The sequence below is a fragment of the Acidovorax sp. GW823-FHT02H02 genome, assembly GCF_058797075.1.
The window spans coordinates 213,401-228,865 of record NZ_JBXAJH010000005.1 but is presented as its reverse complement, the minus strand read 5'-3'; the positions used below and the strand labels follow the sequence as shown (position 1 = coordinate 228,865).

The 15,465-nt window shown below is 67.7% G+C and carries 13 protein-coding genes; 10 read left to right on the top strand and 3 right to left on the bottom strand.

Annotation, left to right across the window (positions count from 1 at the left end; genetic code table 11):
* The first annotated feature begins 35 nt into the window (after positions 1-35).
* Together AC1RDS_RS07945 and AC1RDS_RS07940 are read left to right on the top strand one after the other, a co-directional pair.
* Positions 36-4,097: a Pls/PosA family non-ribosomal peptide synthetase gene (locus AC1RDS_RS07945; protein WP_348682829.1), complete on the top strand. Its 4,062-nt coding sequence runs from the start codon at positions 36-38 to the stop codon at positions 4,095-4,097.
* On the top strand, positions 4,079-4,657 hold the full coding sequence (locus AC1RDS_RS07940; protein WP_287876602.1) for a 4'-phosphopantetheinyl transferase family protein: 579 nt from the start codon (positions 4,079-4,081) through the stop codon (positions 4,655-4,657). Before AC1RDS_RS07945 ends, AC1RDS_RS07940 begins: the two co-directional genes overlap by 19 nt.
* A gap of 164 nt (positions 4,658-4,821) precedes the next feature.
* On the opposite strand, the gene AC1RDS_RS07935 is transcribed toward AC1RDS_RS07940, so the two are convergent.
* Positions 4,822-5,061 (bottom strand): helix-turn-helix domain-containing protein, encoded by a 240-nt coding sequence (locus AC1RDS_RS07935; protein WP_287876605.1) that lies wholly within the window; start codon positions 5,059-5,061, stop codon positions 4,822-4,824.
* A gap of 111 nt (positions 5,062-5,172) precedes the next feature.
* Here AC1RDS_RS07935 and AC1RDS_RS07930 point away from each other — a divergent pair, with 111 nt between their 5' ends.
* Positions 5,173-5,919, top strand: a complete 747-nt coding sequence (locus AC1RDS_RS07930; RefSeq protein ID WP_492226745.1) for a hypothetical protein — start codon at positions 5,173-5,175, stop codon at positions 5,917-5,919.
* Positions 5,920-5,992: 73 nt separating this feature from the next.
* Here AC1RDS_RS07930 and AC1RDS_RS07925 read toward each other — a convergent pair whose 3' ends face one another.
* Positions 5,993-6,442 (bottom strand): PACE efflux transporter, encoded by a 450-nt coding sequence (locus AC1RDS_RS07925; protein WP_287876717.1) that lies wholly within the window; start codon positions 6,440-6,442, stop codon positions 5,993-5,995.
* A 130-nt stretch (positions 6,443-6,572) separates the two neighbouring features.
* Here AC1RDS_RS07925 and AC1RDS_RS07920 point away from each other — a divergent pair, with 130 nt between their 5' ends.
* From AC1RDS_RS07920 to AC1RDS_RS07890, 7 genes are all read left to right on the top strand, one after another.
* On the top strand, positions 6,573-7,511 hold the full coding sequence (locus AC1RDS_RS07920) for a LysR family transcriptional regulator (protein WP_287876610.1): 939 nt from the start codon (positions 6,573-6,575) through the stop codon (positions 7,509-7,511).
* A 147-nt stretch (positions 7,512-7,658) separates the two neighbouring features.
* A complete protein-coding gene (locus AC1RDS_RS07915; protein ID WP_287876612.1) occupies positions 7,659-8,525 on the top strand; it encodes a PPK2 family polyphosphate kinase in 867 nt (288 codons plus the stop codon).
* A gap of 200 nt (positions 8,526-8,725) precedes the next feature.
* Positions 8,726-10,039 (top strand): Glu/Leu/Phe/Val family dehydrogenase, encoded by a 1,314-nt coding sequence (locus tag AC1RDS_RS07910; RefSeq protein WP_492226744.1) that lies wholly within the window; start codon positions 8,726-8,728, stop codon positions 10,037-10,039.
* A 216-nt stretch (positions 10,040-10,255) separates the two neighbouring features.
* Positions 10,256-11,203: a Bug family tripartite tricarboxylate transporter substrate binding protein gene (locus tag AC1RDS_RS07905; protein WP_492226743.1), complete on the top strand. Its 948-nt coding sequence runs from the start codon at positions 10,256-10,258 to the stop codon at positions 11,201-11,203.
* A gap of 2 nt (positions 11,204-11,205) precedes the next feature.
* The gene (locus AC1RDS_RS07900; protein ID WP_492226742.1) at positions 11,206-12,780 is read left to right on the top strand and encodes a class I adenylate-forming enzyme family protein; all 1,575 of its coding nucleotides are present in this window, start codon (positions 11,206-11,208) and stop codon (positions 12,778-12,780) included.
* A gap of 29 nt (positions 12,781-12,809) precedes the next feature.
* On the top strand, positions 12,810-13,805 hold the full coding sequence (locus tag AC1RDS_RS07895) for a tripartite tricarboxylate transporter substrate binding protein (protein WP_287876617.1): 996 nt from the start codon (positions 12,810-12,812) through the stop codon (positions 13,803-13,805).
* A 149-nt stretch (positions 13,806-13,954) separates the two neighbouring features.
* Positions 13,955-14,422 (top strand): PaaI family thioesterase, encoded by a 468-nt coding sequence (locus AC1RDS_RS07890; RefSeq protein WP_287876619.1) that lies wholly within the window; start codon positions 13,955-13,957, stop codon positions 14,420-14,422.
* Between the two features lie 22 nt (positions 14,423-14,444).
* Here AC1RDS_RS07890 and AC1RDS_RS07885 read toward each other — a convergent pair whose 3' ends face one another.
* On the bottom strand, positions 14,445-15,461 hold the full coding sequence (locus AC1RDS_RS07885; protein WP_287876621.1) for a Bug family tripartite tricarboxylate transporter substrate binding protein: 1,017 nt from the start codon (positions 15,459-15,461) through the stop codon (positions 14,445-14,447).
* Between the last annotated feature and the right edge of the window lie 4 nt (positions 15,462-15,465).

Here is a 15,465-nt window from a genome sequence, read left to right as displayed (position 1 = left end):
AACCAAGGCATGGACATTTGCCACAATCACCACCAATGACTATTGCCCCCATCCTGCGCGGACCAGCAGAACCGGACCTGCTGCGCGACGAAGTCCTGGCAGACGTTTTTGAAGCCACGGCCACCCGCACCCCGTCCACCATGGCGCTGATTTTTGGCGAGCGCCAGGTCACCTATGGCGAGCTGAACACGCTGGCCGACATGGCCGCGCACCGCCTGATCGAGGCGGGCGTGCGGCCCGGCAACATGGTGGGCCTGTGGCTGCCACGCGGCATCGAATTGCTGGTGCTGCAGCTGGCCATCGCCAAGACGGGTGCGGCCTGGCTGCCGTTTGATGCCGATACGCCGCCCGAGCGCATCGCCACCTGCCTGGCAGACGCCAGCGCTGTTGCGCTATTGATTGCAGAGCAACAGAGCCATGCCATTGCTGCGCACGGTGGCATTTCGTGCCCGGCGTACACGGAACAAACGCTGCTGGCAGCCCTGCCCGCGCTGCAGCATGGCACTGCGCTGCGCCGCCGCGAGGGCGCGCGGCCCAGCCACACGGCGTACGTGATCTACACCAGCGGCTCCACCGGCAAGCCCAAGGGCATTGCCATCACCCAGCGCAGCATTTGCCACTTTCTGCGCAGCGAAAACACGCGCCTGGGGGTCCGCGAAGGCGACCTGGTGTACCAGGGCTTCTCCGTGGCGTTCGACATGTCGTTCGAGGAGATATGGATCAGCTACCTGGTGGGCGCCACGCTGTGGATCGCCCCCCGGGAGGTTGCAAGCGACCCCGAGGCGCTGCCGCGTGCGCTCCGGGACAACGGCGTCACCGTGCTGCACGCCGTGCCCACGCTGCTGGCGCTGTTTGCGCACGACGTGGCCAGCCTGCGCACCATCAACCTGGGCGGCGAGATGTGCCCGCAATCGCTGGTCGAGCGCTGGGCTGCGCCGGGGCGACAGGTGTTCAACACCTACGGCCCCACCGAAGCGACGGTTTCCGCGAGCCTGGCGGAACTCCGACGCGGCGAGCCCGTGACGATCGGCCAGGCGCTGCCCAACTACGGGTTGATGGTCATCGAGGTGATCGACCCGGACAGCGTGGTGGACGGCCAGCTGCCGCCGCTCAAGATCCTGCCGTTTGGCGAGACGGGGGAGCTGTGCATCACCGGCCCCGGTGTGGCCGCCGGCTACCTGGGGCGCCCCGATCTGACGGCCGAAAAATTCCTGCCCAATCCCTGGGCCACGGGCGAGCATGACCAGCGCCTGTACCGCACGGGCGACCTGGCGCGCGTGGAAAACGGCCAGATGCAATGCCTGGGCCGCGCCGACGACCAGGTGAAGATTCGCGGCTTTCGCGTGGAGCTGGGCGAAATCGAAGCGGTGCTGGCACAACAGCCCGGCGTCGGGACCACGGCGGTGCTGCTGCGGCGCGACGATGGCCTGGACCAGTTGGTCGCTTTTTACGTGCCCTCGGGCGAGCCGCCCACCCCATCGGCACTGCGCCACGGTCTGGCCGAGAAACTGCCACCCTACATGGTGCCGGGGCGCTTCGAGGCGCTGCCGGCCATGCCGCGCCTGCCCTCCGGCAAGATCGACCGCAAAGCCCTCAAGGCCCAGCCGCTGGCCGCCGCCGCTTCTGACGAAGGCGGGGACACCCCGGAAACCCCGGCCGAAGAAGCCCTGTTCGCGGCCATCGCCACACTGTTCCCTGGCCAACCGGTGCGCCGCGGCATGGACTTTTTCAATGACCTGGGCGGTCATTCGCTGCTGGCGGCACGCCTGACCTCCGCGCTGCGCGCCGACGCGCGCTTCGGCCAGGCCACGGTGCGCGACATCTACCAGCACCGCCGCATCGGCGCCATCGCCCAGGCGCTGCAAATGGGCATGACGGCCCCCGGCGCGACACCTGAGCGCCCCTTCACCACGCACAGCCCATGGCGGCGCTGGCGCTGCGGCATCGCGCAAGCCCTGGCGCTGCCGCCGCTCATCACGCTGAAGATGGCCCAGTGGCTCGCGCCCTTCTTCATGTACCACTTCTACACGGGCGATCCCAGCGACTCGATTGCGCTTGCCATCGCCATGTCGCTGTTGGCTTTTGTCCTGGCCACGCTGGCCGAGTTTGCGGTGGCCTGGGCGGGCAAATGGCTGATTGCCGGGCGGCTCAAGCCCGGACGCTATCCGCTGTGGGGCCTGACCTACTACCGCTGGTGGCTGACCGACAGGCTGCTGGAGGGAATTCCCGTTTACATGCTCAACGGCTCATCGCTCTACGCGGCGTGGCTGCGCGCTCTGGGCGCAAAGATTGGCCCGGAGGTCAACCTGGGTGCGCTCACCGTGCGCGCACCCGAACTGCTGTCGATTGGCGCGGGTACGAGCATCGGCAACGCCGTGAACCTGGAGAACGCCCGCGTTGAAGGCGGCTGGCTGCTGCTCGGAAGCATTGACATTGGCGCAAACGCCTGCATCGGCTCTTACTCGGTGGTGGAAGGCAATGTGCGCATCGAGGACTATGCCCATGTCGATGGCCAGTCGGCCCTGGCCAGCGGCACCACCGTGCCTGCGGCACGTATCTGGAGCGGCTCCCCGGCGCGTGACCGGGGAGCGTTCGACGTTGGCCAACAAACGCCACGCCCACCCGTGAGCGGCCAGCGCCTGGCGTGGGAGTCGGCTGCCTTCGCGCTCGGCTCACTGTTTGTCGCCGTCGTCTTCTTTTTTCCGGTCTTCCCCACTTTCTTGCTGATCGACTGGCTGGACGTGGACGCCATCTCCGTGCGCCCCCTGCTGGAGACGGGCACCATTGACGCCACCACCGCCTTTGTGCTGCGCTTCATCAAGTTCTTTGCCCTGTCGCTGCCTGCCACCGTGGTGCTCATCACCGCCACCGCACTGATTTCTGCCGGCATCCGCTGGGCCTTTTTGCCCAGCATGAAGGCCGGTACCTGGCCAGTGCACAGCAACCGTTACCTCGCCAAATGGCTAGTGAACCAGATTCAGGAGTCCAGCCTTGCGGTGCTGCACGGCATTTACGCCACCGTGTATTCGGCCACCTGGTACCGACTGCTGGGCGCCAAGGTGGGCAAGGAAACCGAACTCTCCACCGCCTTGGGCCTGGTGCCCGACATGCTCACGCTGGGCGATGAATGCTTTATTGCCGACGCGGTGATGCTGGGCGACGAACACATTGACGGCGGCTGGATGACGGTGCAGCCCACCACCGTGTCGCGCCGCAGCTTTATCGGCAACGGTGCCTATGTGCCCGACGGCACCACCATCCCTGAAAACGTGCTGATCGGCGTGATGAGCGGCGTGCCGCGCAGCGCACAAATGGCCAGCGGAGACACCTGGCTGGGCTCCCCCCCCATGCTGCTGCCCGCGCGCGAAAGCACGCAGGGCTACCCGGAGCACCTCACCTTCCACCCCTCCCGCTGGCGCAAGACCGGACGCGGCGCGGTGGAGGCGCTGCGCATTGCCTCTCCCCACGCGCTGGTGATTGCCGCTGGCTACGCCATCGTGCTCGACGCCATGCCGCTGGCGGAAGAGGGCCAGTGGAACCTACTGGCGCTGGAACTGGCGGTTGCCGGACTGCTCTTTGGCGTGGGCACCTTCTTGGCGGTGGCACTGTTCAAGTGGATGTTGCTGGGGCGCTACCGCAAGCGCAACACGCCCATGTGGACGCCGTTCGTGTGGCTTTCGGAAGCAGCCACCAACATGTACGAAGGCATTGCCGTCCCCAACTTCCTGCGCTACCTGCGTGGCACGCCCTGGCTGCCCCTGGCGCTCAACCTGCTGGGCACGCGCATTGCCACCAGCGCCTACATCGACACCACCGACATGACGGAATTCGATTGCGTGCAGATCGGCGCGCACAGCGAACTGAACGCGCTGTGCTGCCCGCAAACGCACTTGTTTGAAGACCGCGTCATGAAGATCGACGACGTGGTGATCGGTGCCAAAGTGACCTGCGGCCCGCGCTGCACCGTGCTCTACAGCGCCACGCTGGCCGACGGCGTGCAGCTGGGCCCGCTCACGCTGGTGATGAAGGGCGAGAGCCTGCCGGCACACAGTACGTGGCATGGCAGCCCCGCCGCACCATGGAAACACGCCGCCTGACGCCCACGCGCTGCGCCATCGCGCTCTGGCAAGCGCCCGGCGCGCCCCGCGTCTGGGGCCTGCCCATGCCACCCGGCGCCCCGCGCGAGACGGTGCGGGCCCTGGCCCGCACAGCGCTGGCCGATCTGCTGGGCGTCACCACCCTCACCAACCAGCGCGGCGAGCCCCCCCGGGCCCCCGCGCGGCCCGACCTGCACCTGAGCCTGTCGCACGCCGATGGCCTGAGCCTGCTGGCCTGCCACGGCGCGCCCGTGGGTGTGGACGTGCAAGCACTGCCCGTGCAGGCCGACGCCGCCACCGCTGCACTTTTCCTGGGGCCCAATTGGCTTCCAACGCGATCAAATCAGGCGCCAGAAGCCCCCATTTCAATAGCTTTTGCTACCGCCTGGACGCAGCACGAGGCGCGCCTGAAATGCGCCCGCGAACCCTTGGTGGAATGGAGCGAAGCGCTGGCCGCGCGGCTGGCGCACTACCGTTGCGCACCACTGCACGGCGCCGCACTGCGCGGCTGGTGTGCCGCGCTGGCGTGGCAAGACTCGGGTACGGTTCAAAGTCTTTGAAGGGATCTCTCTGGATGGCTAGCGGGACGAGCCCCTCTCCCCCCGCAGCCCCGGCAGTGACAGACAAGAAGGTTTTCAGACGGCCCAAAGCTTGACGACACTGTGACCGTCAAAAATCCGGGGGCTACGGCAACGCTGCTTGGTGCAGCGCGGGCGCTACCGATTCACAGGCCCGTCAGCGCGTCCAACTCCTGGCCTGCACTGGGGGTATCGCAGGCCTGGCACCAATCGACGAAGAGCATCACGTCCACATAGCTTTCACCGCGTTCTATCTTGGAGACGAAGGATTGCCCCACCCCCAGCCGCTCGGCCAACTGCACCTGCGAAAGCCCGGCTTTCTTGCGCAACGCAACCAGCCCCTCCCGAAGGGCCTGGTAACGCGGGTGATAGACAGTGATCGGCACCCTTGCATGCTTTACCCCGAAGTGGAATAGTCCATTTAAGACTAATTAAGTTACAGTGCGTAACGAGGTGGGGCATAGTGCCTTGCCCGCAAAGCAGAAAAGAGAGCAGCGATGACAATGAAGTTTCGACTTGCAGGGTATTCAGTATTGGCTGCAGCCACACTCCTGGCCGCCTGCGGGGGCGGGGGCAGCGACGACGCATCCGCCCCTGCTCCGCCGCCAGCCGTAACCAGCATGGAGGGGTTCTGGACCGGCAAATCGGCCGCCGGTTTTGATGTTGCCTTGGCTGTGCTGGAGAACGGGGACACCTGGGGTGTCTACACCAGCAATGGCGTTCTCTACGGCGCGTTGCAAGGCAAAACTTCCTCATCAGGCGGCACATTGACTGGCTCAGGTCGGGATTTCTATCTTTACAACGGAACAGTGGCAGCGGGGACCTATAGCGGCACCTACACGGCCAAGACCCGTACCGATGTGCGTTTGTCCGACGGCAACTCGTTCACGGGCGCCTACTCGGCAGCCTACGACCAGCCCGCCTCTCTTGCAGCCCTGGCGGGCACCTATGCCGGTTCCGGTGTAGGTACGGGCGCTGGGGCGCAGTCGATGGCGGTCACCATCTCCGCCGCGGGTGCCATCAGCGTTCCGCCATCGCTGGGGTGCAGCGCCAGCGGCTCGGCCGCACCCCGGGCCAGCGGCAAGAACATCTTTGATCTGCGCATCACCTTCACAGGAGCGACTTGCACCCTGGGCGACGGTGCCACCGCTTCCGGAGTGGCCTATTACGAGGGCGGAGCGCTGATCGCCATGGGGCTGTTGCCATCGCAAACCGCCGGTTTCATCTTCGCCGGCCGTAAGTAAACGGCCACGCCCCTGCGTGGGCCAACGTGAAAAGAGCTGCCAGCGCTGGCAGCTCTTTTTTACATAGCGCCTGTTACGCGCCCACGTGCTGCGAATTCACCGAGCCTTGCGCCGACGCCGGCAGCCCAAACACCCGATCAAACCCCCAGTTGAAGACAAAGGTATAGCAAAGAAAGAAAACGATGAGCGCCAGGTCCATCACGAAGGCCTGCCACAGGCTCACGTTGAACCACCAGGCAAACAGCGGCACCAGCGTGAACACCAGGCCGCCCTCGAAGCCGATGGCATGGGCGATGCGGCGGCGCACGCTGCGCCCGCGCACGGCCTGGCGCGATTCCCAGCGCTCGAAAGCCCAGTTGAACAGCAGGTTCCAGACCACCGCCACCGCCGAGGCGGCCACCGATGCCACGCCGGAATGCGCGGCGCTCTGGCCCGTGAGCACCGCCAGCCCCCAGGTTGCCACGGCAATGGCGATGAGTTCGTACAAAGTCACATACAGCACGCGGCGGCGCACGCCCTGCAGGCCGGGGGCGGCGGGGGACGAGGAAACGGACAGGGTCACGGGGTCATGCACGGTCATGGCGGCACTTTATGTGCGGATTGCTGATATATAAAGTCAGCTTGTTTCAGGTTTATTGACAGGTTGGCAGGCCATGGCCTTTTCTTCCGACAGCGTGCAGGTGTTTCTGGCGGTGCTCGACCGGGGCTCGTTTTCGGCGGCGGCGCGGGCGCTGTCGCGGGTGCCCTCGGCCGTGAGCATGACCATTGCCCACCTGGAGGCCGAGCTGAATGTGCAGCTGTTCGACCGCAGCGGGCGCGAGCCCCGCCCCACAGCGGCGGCCCGGGCGCTGGAACCGCAGGCGCGGCTACTGGCCGCGCAGCTGCGCCAGCTCAATGCCCAGGCACTGGCGCTCACACAGGGCCTGGAGGAGCGCCTTACCCTGGCCATCGCCCCCGAGCTGCTGGCGGCGCGCTGGACGGCGCCGCTGGCCGCGCTGGCGCAGCAATATCCGCTGCTGCAGGTGGAGGTGCTGGCCGCGCCGCAGGAGGATGCCCTGGCGCTGCTGCACAGCGGGCGGGCGCAGCTTGCGCTGGTGTTCGAGCGCCCCAGCATCGACGGGCGCGAGGGTTTTCAGGAAGTGGGCAGCGAAACCCTGGTGGCCGTGATGGCGCGCCAGCACCCGGTGCTGGCCGCCGCGCGGGCGGCCGCAGCCGCCCGCGGCGAGACGCCCGAGCGCGCCCAGCTGCGCGAGGAACACCTCACCACCACGCGCCAGATCGTGGTGGCCAGCCGCGACCTGGCGCAGACCGACCCGCGCTTCGTGTTTGCCCGCCACCACTGGCGCACGGACAGCCACCTGGCTGCGCTGGGCCTGATCGAGGCGGGCCTGGGCTGGGGCTGGCAGCCACGCGCGCTGGTGCAGCCGCGCATCGCGGCCGGCTCGCTGGTGGAGATGCCGTTTGAAAACCTCAGCAACGGCGTGGCGCTGTGGGTGGATGTGGTCTGGTCCAAAGAGCGCCCGCTGGGCCTGGGCGCGCGGCGCTTTGTGCAGCTGATCGCACAGCAGGATGCATCGGGTGCGCAGGCCTGATTGACAGTCCAAAAAGACTGTGGCGCTTATCCAGAAAGCGCCAGAAGCTATTCATTGCATAGCAATGCCTCTGTGCGCTGAAAGCGTGCATTGACCGGCCCGGCGCATTGCGCCAAGCTGGCTGCCCCACCCCTCAGAAAAACAACCATGAACAACTCCCCTTTTCAAACCAAAGACAAAGCCCTGGCCAAGCGCTGGGCCGCCTGGCAACCCAAGCCGGCCAATGGCAACGGCCCCAAACCGCTCTCGCTGAAGGATTACGACCCTGACGCCACGCCATTCATGGACAGCGAGAAGGCGCAGGCCAAGGAAGCCGTGCAGGCTCTGGCGATCGAACTCGACACGCTGCAAGACCTGCTGTATGCCGACCGGCGCTACAAGCTGCTGGTGCTGCTGCAGGGCACCGACGCCTCAGGCAAGGACGGCACCGTGCGCGGCGTGTTTGGCAGCATGAGCGCCCTGGGGGTGCACGCCGTGGGCTGGAAGGCGCCCACCGAGCCCGAGCGCGCCCACGACTACCTGTGGCGCATCCACCAGCAGGTGCCGGGCGCAGGCGAGCTGACGGTGTTCAACCGCAGCCACTATGAAGACGTGCTGGTGCCGGTGGTCAACGACTGGATCACGCCCGCGCAGCACCGCCAGCGCCTGGACCACATCAACGACTTCGAACGCATGCTCAGCGAGACCGGCACGGTCATTGTGAAGTTCATGCTGCACATCGGCTTCGAGGAACAGCGCGAGCGACTGCAGGAGCGCCTGGACGATCCCACCAAGCACTGGAAATTCGACATGGGCGACATCGCCGTGCGCAAGCAGTGGGCCGACTACCAGAAGGCCTACGAAACACTGCTGGCGGCCACGCACACCCCCTGGGCGCCCTGGACCATCGTGCCCGCCAACTCCAAGACGCACCGCAACCTGATGATCGCCACCGTGCTGCGCGAGGTGCTGCAGAACCTGGACCTGCGCTATCCGCCGGGCGACCCGGGGCTGGAGCATTTCACGGTGGAATGACTGATTTTCATGCCATTTATGACTGTATTTACCGTCTGTTAAGCGTTTTCAGCTGCTTTGAAGTGCGCCAAAAGAGACAGCACCGGACACGGGAAACATTATGCAAACGGCGCATAACCCCGTGACGCACCGGCCTTGGACAGCCCGGCGCCGCAGGCATAAGCTTCATCCCCTTGAACTGATCCCACAAGGAACCCGCCATGTCGAATACCACCGGAACGCCCGGCAGCATTGCCACCGCACACACCCTGCCGTCGTACCTCGACGCCAGCCACCTCGGCCCCTGGGGCAACTACCTGCAGCAGGTGGACCGCGTCACCCCCTACCTGGGCAGCCTGGCGCGCTGGGTGGAGACGCTCAAGCGCCCCAAGCGCATCCTGATCGTGGACGTGCCGATTGAAATGGACAACGGCGCCATCGCCCACTTCGAGGGCTACCGCGTGCAGCACAACACCAGCCGCGGCCCGGGCAAGGGCGGCGTGCGCTTCCACCAGGACGTGACCCTGTCGGAGGTGATGGCGCTGTCGGCCTGGATGTCGGTCAAGAACGCAGCGGTGAACGTGCCCTACGGTGGCGCCAAGGGCGGCATCCGGGTCGATCCCAGGAAACTTTCGATGGGCGAGCTCGAACGCCTCACGCGCCGCTACACGAGCGAGATCGGCATCATCATCGGCCCGTCCAAGGACATTCCCGCGCCCGACGTGAACACCAACGGCCAGATCATGGCCTGGATGATGGACACGTATTCGATGAACGTCGGCGAAACCGCCACCGGCGTGGTCACCGGCAAACCCGTGGACCTGGGCGGCTCGCTAGGGCGCAATGAGGCCACCGGCCGCGGCGTGTACACCGTGGGCGTGGAGGCGGCGCACCACATCGGCCTGAAGATCGAGGGCGCACGGCTGGCCGTGCAGGGGTTTGGCAACGTGGGCGGCACGGCCGCCAGGCTGTTTGCCGAGGCCGGCGCGCGCGTGGTGGCCGTGCAGGACCATACCGGCAGCCTCTACCGCGACGGTGGCCTGGACGTACCCGCCCTGCTGGCGCATGTGAAGGAAACCGGCGGCGTGGGCGGCTTCGCCGGCGCGGACCGGCTCGACAACGATGCATTCTGGGGCGTGGACTGCGACATCCTGATCCCGGCGGCGCTGGAAACCCAGATCACCGCCACCAACGCCGGCAAGATCCAGGCGCGCCTGGTGATCGAAGGCGCCAACGGCCCCACCACCCCCGAGGCCGACGACATCCTCCACGACAAGGGCGTGCTGGTGCTGCCCGACGTGATCGCCAACGCCGGCGGCGTGACGGTGAGCTATTTCGAATGGGTACAGGACTTTTCCAGCTTCTTCTGGAGCGAGGACGAGATCAACGCACGCCTGGTACGCATCATGAAAGATGCCTTCGCCGGCATCTGGCAGGTGGCGCAGGAGCACAAGGTGAGCCTGCGCACCGCCACCTTCATCGTCGCCTGCACACGCATCCTGCATGCGCGCGAGATGCGCGGGCTGTACCCCTGAAGATTGCGGCGCTTGCCAGGAAGGGCGGCCCATTGCGGGCCGCCCTTTTTTTCTGCCCGCACCGGGCCATTGCTTTGCGCGCGCGAAAGCGGGGCTTTGCCAATGGCAAAGCCATTCGCTCCCAAACCCTAGGTGCGGATCGCGGCGGGCATGGCTATCGTTGGACTCCTGCGCCACAGACCTCGCCGAGGCCCAGGCGCGCCCCAAGGAGTCCCCATGATTTTTCGACGCTGCATGCTGGCCGCCCTGGCCGCCCTGCCTCTGGCCGCCTGGGCCGACTGGCCCGAACGCCCCATCACCATGGTCGTGCCGGCCGCAGCCGGTGGCACCACCGACATCGCGGCGCGCGTGCTGGCCGAGAAGATGGGCAAGGACCTGGGCACCTCCATCGTGGTGGAGAACAAGGGCGGTGGCGGCGGCAGCATCGGCACCGCGCAGGTGGCGCGCGCCAAGCCCGACGGCTACACGCTGCTGATGGGCAACATCGGCCCCATTGCCATCAATTTCAGCCTCTACAAGCAGCTCAGCTACAAGGAAAGCGACCTGCGCGGCATCACCAACGTGATCTCGGTGCCCAACATCCTCGTGGTGCATGCCGACTCGCCCGTGCGCAGCGTGAAGGAGCTGGTCAGCCTGGCGAAAACACGCCGGCTGAATGTGTCCACTTCGGGCGTGGGCCAGTCGCCGCACATGTCCTCCGAGATGTTCCGCCAGAAGGCGGGCATCGACGTGACCCTGGTGCCCTTCCCCGGCGCGGCGCCGGCCGTGACGGCGCTGCTGGGCCAGCAGGTGGACTTCATGATCGACAACCTGCCGAGTTCCATGCCGCACATCAAGGCCGGCAAGTTCCGCGCGCTGGCCATCACCAGCGGCGCACGCTCGGCGCAGCTGCCCGATGTGCCCACCATGACCGAGGCCGGTGTGCCCATGCAGGTCACGGCCTGGTTCGGCCTGCTGGCGCCGGCCGGCACGCCCGACGCGCTGGTCGAGCGCCTGCAGCAGTCGGCGCGCAAGGTCATGCAGACGCCCGAGGTGCGCCAGCGCTTTGCCGATCTGGGCGGCGTGCCCGGCGGCGAGACGCCGGCCGAGTACGACACCTTCATCGCCCAGGAGCGCAAGAGCTGGGCACAGATCGTCAAGGCCGCCGGCCTCTCGCTCGAATAGCCATGACCATGCACGCAGAAATCGAACACCTTTTGGCCCAGCCCTTTGGTTCGCTGCCCGAACTGATAGAGCGCCAGGCCGCGCACCGCCCCGGCCACACCGCCCTGGTCCTGGAGGATCAGCGCCTGGACTACGCCGCCCTGTGCGCCGGCATGCACCGCGTGGCCCGCAGCCTGCAGCGCGACGGCCTGAAGCCCGGCGACGTGGTGGCCATCTGCGCCGGCACCTCGGTCGAATATGTGCAGGCCTACCTGGGTGCGCTGCGTGCCGGCGTGGCCGTGGCGCCGCTCGCGCCCTCGGCCACGGCCGAGCATCTGAGCGCCATGCTGGACAACTGCGGCGCGCGCCTGGTGCTGCGCGACCGCGAGGTGGCCGCGCAATGGCCCCTGCACGCTGGCGCCGCGCTGCGCTGCGTGGCCCTGGACGATGCGAACGAAGCGGGCGAGCCCTGGTTGCAATGGCTGGCCGCCGGCGATGCAGCGCCCGCGCCCATCGCGCCCGCTCCCGACTGGCCGTTCAACGTGATCTATTCCTCGGGCACCACGGGCGTGCCCAAGGGCATCGTGCAGTCCTGGGCCATGCGCTGGGCCCATGTGCGCCGCGCCGTCATCAATGGCTACGGGCCCGATGCCGTCTCGCTGTGCGCCACACCGCTGTATTCCAACACCACGCTGGTGGCGGCCCTGCCCACGCTGGCCCTGGGCGGCACGCTGGTGCTGATGCGCAAGTTCGATGCCGCGCGCTACCTGGCGCTGGCCCAGCAGCACGGCGCCACCCACACCATGCTGGTGCCCGTGCAGTACCAGCGGCTGATGGCCTGCCCGGCCTTCGACGGCACGGACCTGAGCCGACTGCAGCACAAGTTCTGCACCAGCGCGCCCTTCAGCGCCGTGCTCAAGGCCGAGGTGCTGCGGCGCTGGCCGGGTCGGCTCATCGAGTACTACGGCATGACCGAGGGCGGCGTGCGCTGCGAGCTGCATTGCCATGACCACCCGACCAAGCTGCACACCGTGGGCCGCCCCGGCGAGGGCGCCGACATCCGCTTCATCGACGAGCAGGGGCGCGAGCTGCCGCCGGGCGAGCAAGGCGAGATCGTGGGCCGCTCGGCCGGGATGATGAGCGGCTACCACCGCCTGGAGGGCAAGACGCGCGAGGCCGAGTGGTTCGACGCCGAGGGCCGGCGCTACATCCGCAGCGGCGACGTGGGCCGGCTGGACGCGGACGGCTTCATCGTGCTGGGCGACCGCAAGAAGGACATGATCATCACGGGCGGCTTCAACGTCTACCCGAGCGACATCGAGGCCGTGCTGTGCCAGCACCCTGAGGTGGCCGAGTGCGCCGTGGTCGGCGTGCCTTCCGAGCAGTGGGGCGAGACCCCCGTGGCCTACGTGGTGGCGCGCCCCGGCATGCAGCCCGCCGCCGGGGAGCTGCGCGAATGGCTCAACACCCGCGTGGGCAAGACCCAGCGCGTGGCCGACCTGCGGCTGGCCGAGCGCCTGCCGCGCAGCGAGATCGGCAAGGTGCTCAAACGTGAGTTGCGCGAGCAGTACCTGCAGGCCACCCCGGTCGCCGACTGATTTTCCCCCACCCCGACCAGGAGACTGCCATGTCCTTGCCCCACTCCTCGCGGCTGCGCCGCGCCTTGCTTGCCAGCCTGGCCCTGGGCGCCAGCGCCCTGCTGGCCCCCGCTGTCCATGCGGCGGACGCCTGGCCCGCCAAGCCGATCCAGCTCGTGATCCCCTACCCGCCCGGCGGCAGCGCCGACCTGCTGGGCCGGCCGCTGGCCGTGCAGCTGCAGCAGCAGCTGGGGCAGACGGTGGTACTGGAATACAAGCCGGGCGCCGGCGGCACGCTGGCCTCGCAGTATGTGGCGCGCGCCAAGCCCGACGGCTACACGGTGCTCATGGTGCTGGCCGCGCATGCCATCAACGACAGCCTCTACCCGAAACTGCCCTACGACACGCGCAAGGACTTCGCGCCCGTGTCTCTGGTCGCCAACCTGCCCATGGTCGTGGCGGCCAGTGGCAAGCTGCCCGCCAGGAACATCCAGGAGCTGATACAGGCCGCCAAGGCCGCGCCGGGCAAGCTCACCTTCGGCTCGGCCGGCAACGGCAACACCGGGCACCTCGCGGCCGAATACTTCAGCAGCATCGCCGGGGTCAAGATGACGCACGTGCCGTACAAGGGCAGCGCCGGCGTGGTCAACGCCATGCTGGCCGGCGACATCGACCTCACATTCGACAGCATCTCCACCTCCATGCCGCACATCCGCGGCGGCCGCATGCACGCGCTGGCCGTCACCAGCCAGCAGCGCTCGGCGCTGGCGCCCGAGGTGGCGACGGTGCAGGAGCAGGGCATTGCCGGCTTCGACGTGACGGGTTGGTACGCGCTGATCGCGCCGGCCGGCACACCGCCCGAGATCACCCAGCGCCTGAGCCGCGAAATCGCCACCGCGCTGCGCCAGCCCCCGCTGCAGGCGCAACTGGCCGCCGGCGGCTACGAGCCCGTGGGCTCCACGCCCGAGGCGCTGCAGGCGCACATCGAGCGCGAGATCACGCGCTGGGCCGCCGTGGTCAAGTCCACGGGCGCGAGAGTGGATTGACACCCCCCTGAGCCGCTACGCGGCTTCCCCCCGCTCTCGGCTTCGCCGGGCAGGGGGACGCAGCCAGCGCGGCGGGGCGGCCCTTGCGCGGCTGCCCGCGCCTGGGCCGTGCCGCGCGGGCGCGCCATGAACAACTCACAATCCCCTTCATGCAAAAACAGTCTGCCATCACTACCGACATTCCCCTGAACCCCTTCGCCGGCGAAGCCCCCGACATGTTCTTCGGCCTGCCCATGGCCATGGCACGCGCCATGGCGCTGCGCGGCGAGCGCATCGGCAACGACATGGCCCAGGTGCGCATGGGCTTCCAGCCGGATCAGGCCAACAGCCGCGGCGAGGTGCATGGCGGCTCTATCGCCACGCTGCTGGACTGCACCCTGGCCGCTTCCGCGCGTGCACACGACCCTGCCACGTATGGCGTGGCCACGATTGACCTGACGCTGCACTATGTTGCTGCGGGCAGCGGGGATTTGATCGCCACCGCGCGCTGCGAGCGGCGCGGGCGTTCCATCAGCTTTGCGCGCGGCGAGGTGCGCGCCGAGGATGGCACCCTGGTGGCGCTGGCCACCGGCAGCTTCAAGCTGGTACCCCGCCAGTCCAAGCCTGCCGGGGCGTAGGCGATGCGGGCGGTGGCGCTGGTCAGGTAGGCTGCACGCCTGCGGCCTGTAGCAGACGGCCCCAGATCGGACCCTCTTGTGCCCACGCCTGGGCAAACTTTGCGGGCGTGTCGTCGTCCACGGGAATAAAGCCAGCGGCGATGATGCGCGCCATGCCTTCGCGGCTGGCCACGGCGCTGTTGGCGGCTTCGGCCCACTGGCGCGCCACGTCTGCCGGCAGGCCCTTGGGCGCAGCGATGGCCAGCCAGCCGACGATGGACAGTGCGTCTTGCTTGAAGCCAGCTTCCGCAAAGGTGGGCGTATCGGGCAGCAGCGGTACGCGACGCGGGCCGGTCACTGCCAGGGCGCGCAGCTTGCCGCTGTCGATATGCGCCTTGAGCGACAGCAGGCTGCCCATGCCGATCTTGACCTGCCCGCCCAGCAGATCCGCAACCATGGGCGCCTCGCCCCGGTACGCGACATGCGCCATGTCGGCGCCCGCCATCTCGCTGAGCGTGGAGCAGGCCAGTTGGCCGTGCGAGCCAATGCCGTAGGAACCGTAAGACAGCTTGCCCTTGTGGGCCTTGATCCAGGCCATGAATTCCTGCATGTTCTGCGCGGGCACGTCGGCCGTCACCACCAGCGCAATGGGTGCCAGGCAAACCCGCACCAGCGGGGTCATGTCGGTCAACGGGTCGAACGGCATCTTCTTGAAGATGTACCGGTTGGACAGCATGGTGGAGGTGGTGCCCAGCAGCGCCGTCAAACCGTCGGGTGCCGACTTGGCAACGGCTTCGCCGGCGATCACGCCGCCCCCGCCGGGCTTGTTGTCCACCACCACGGACTGGCCGAAGCGCTGCGCCATGCGCTCGCCCAGCACCCGCGTGATGACATCGGTGGCGCCGCCTGCGGCAAATGGCACCACCACCCGCACCGGGCGTGTGGCGAAGCTGGTTGGTATCTGCGCCAGCACGGCCAGCGGGCCTGAGGCTGCAGCGCCTGCCGCCAGGGCCAGCAGCTGGCGCCGGTTGCAGTACGGGGGGTGGGTGCCACGTGTCATGTCT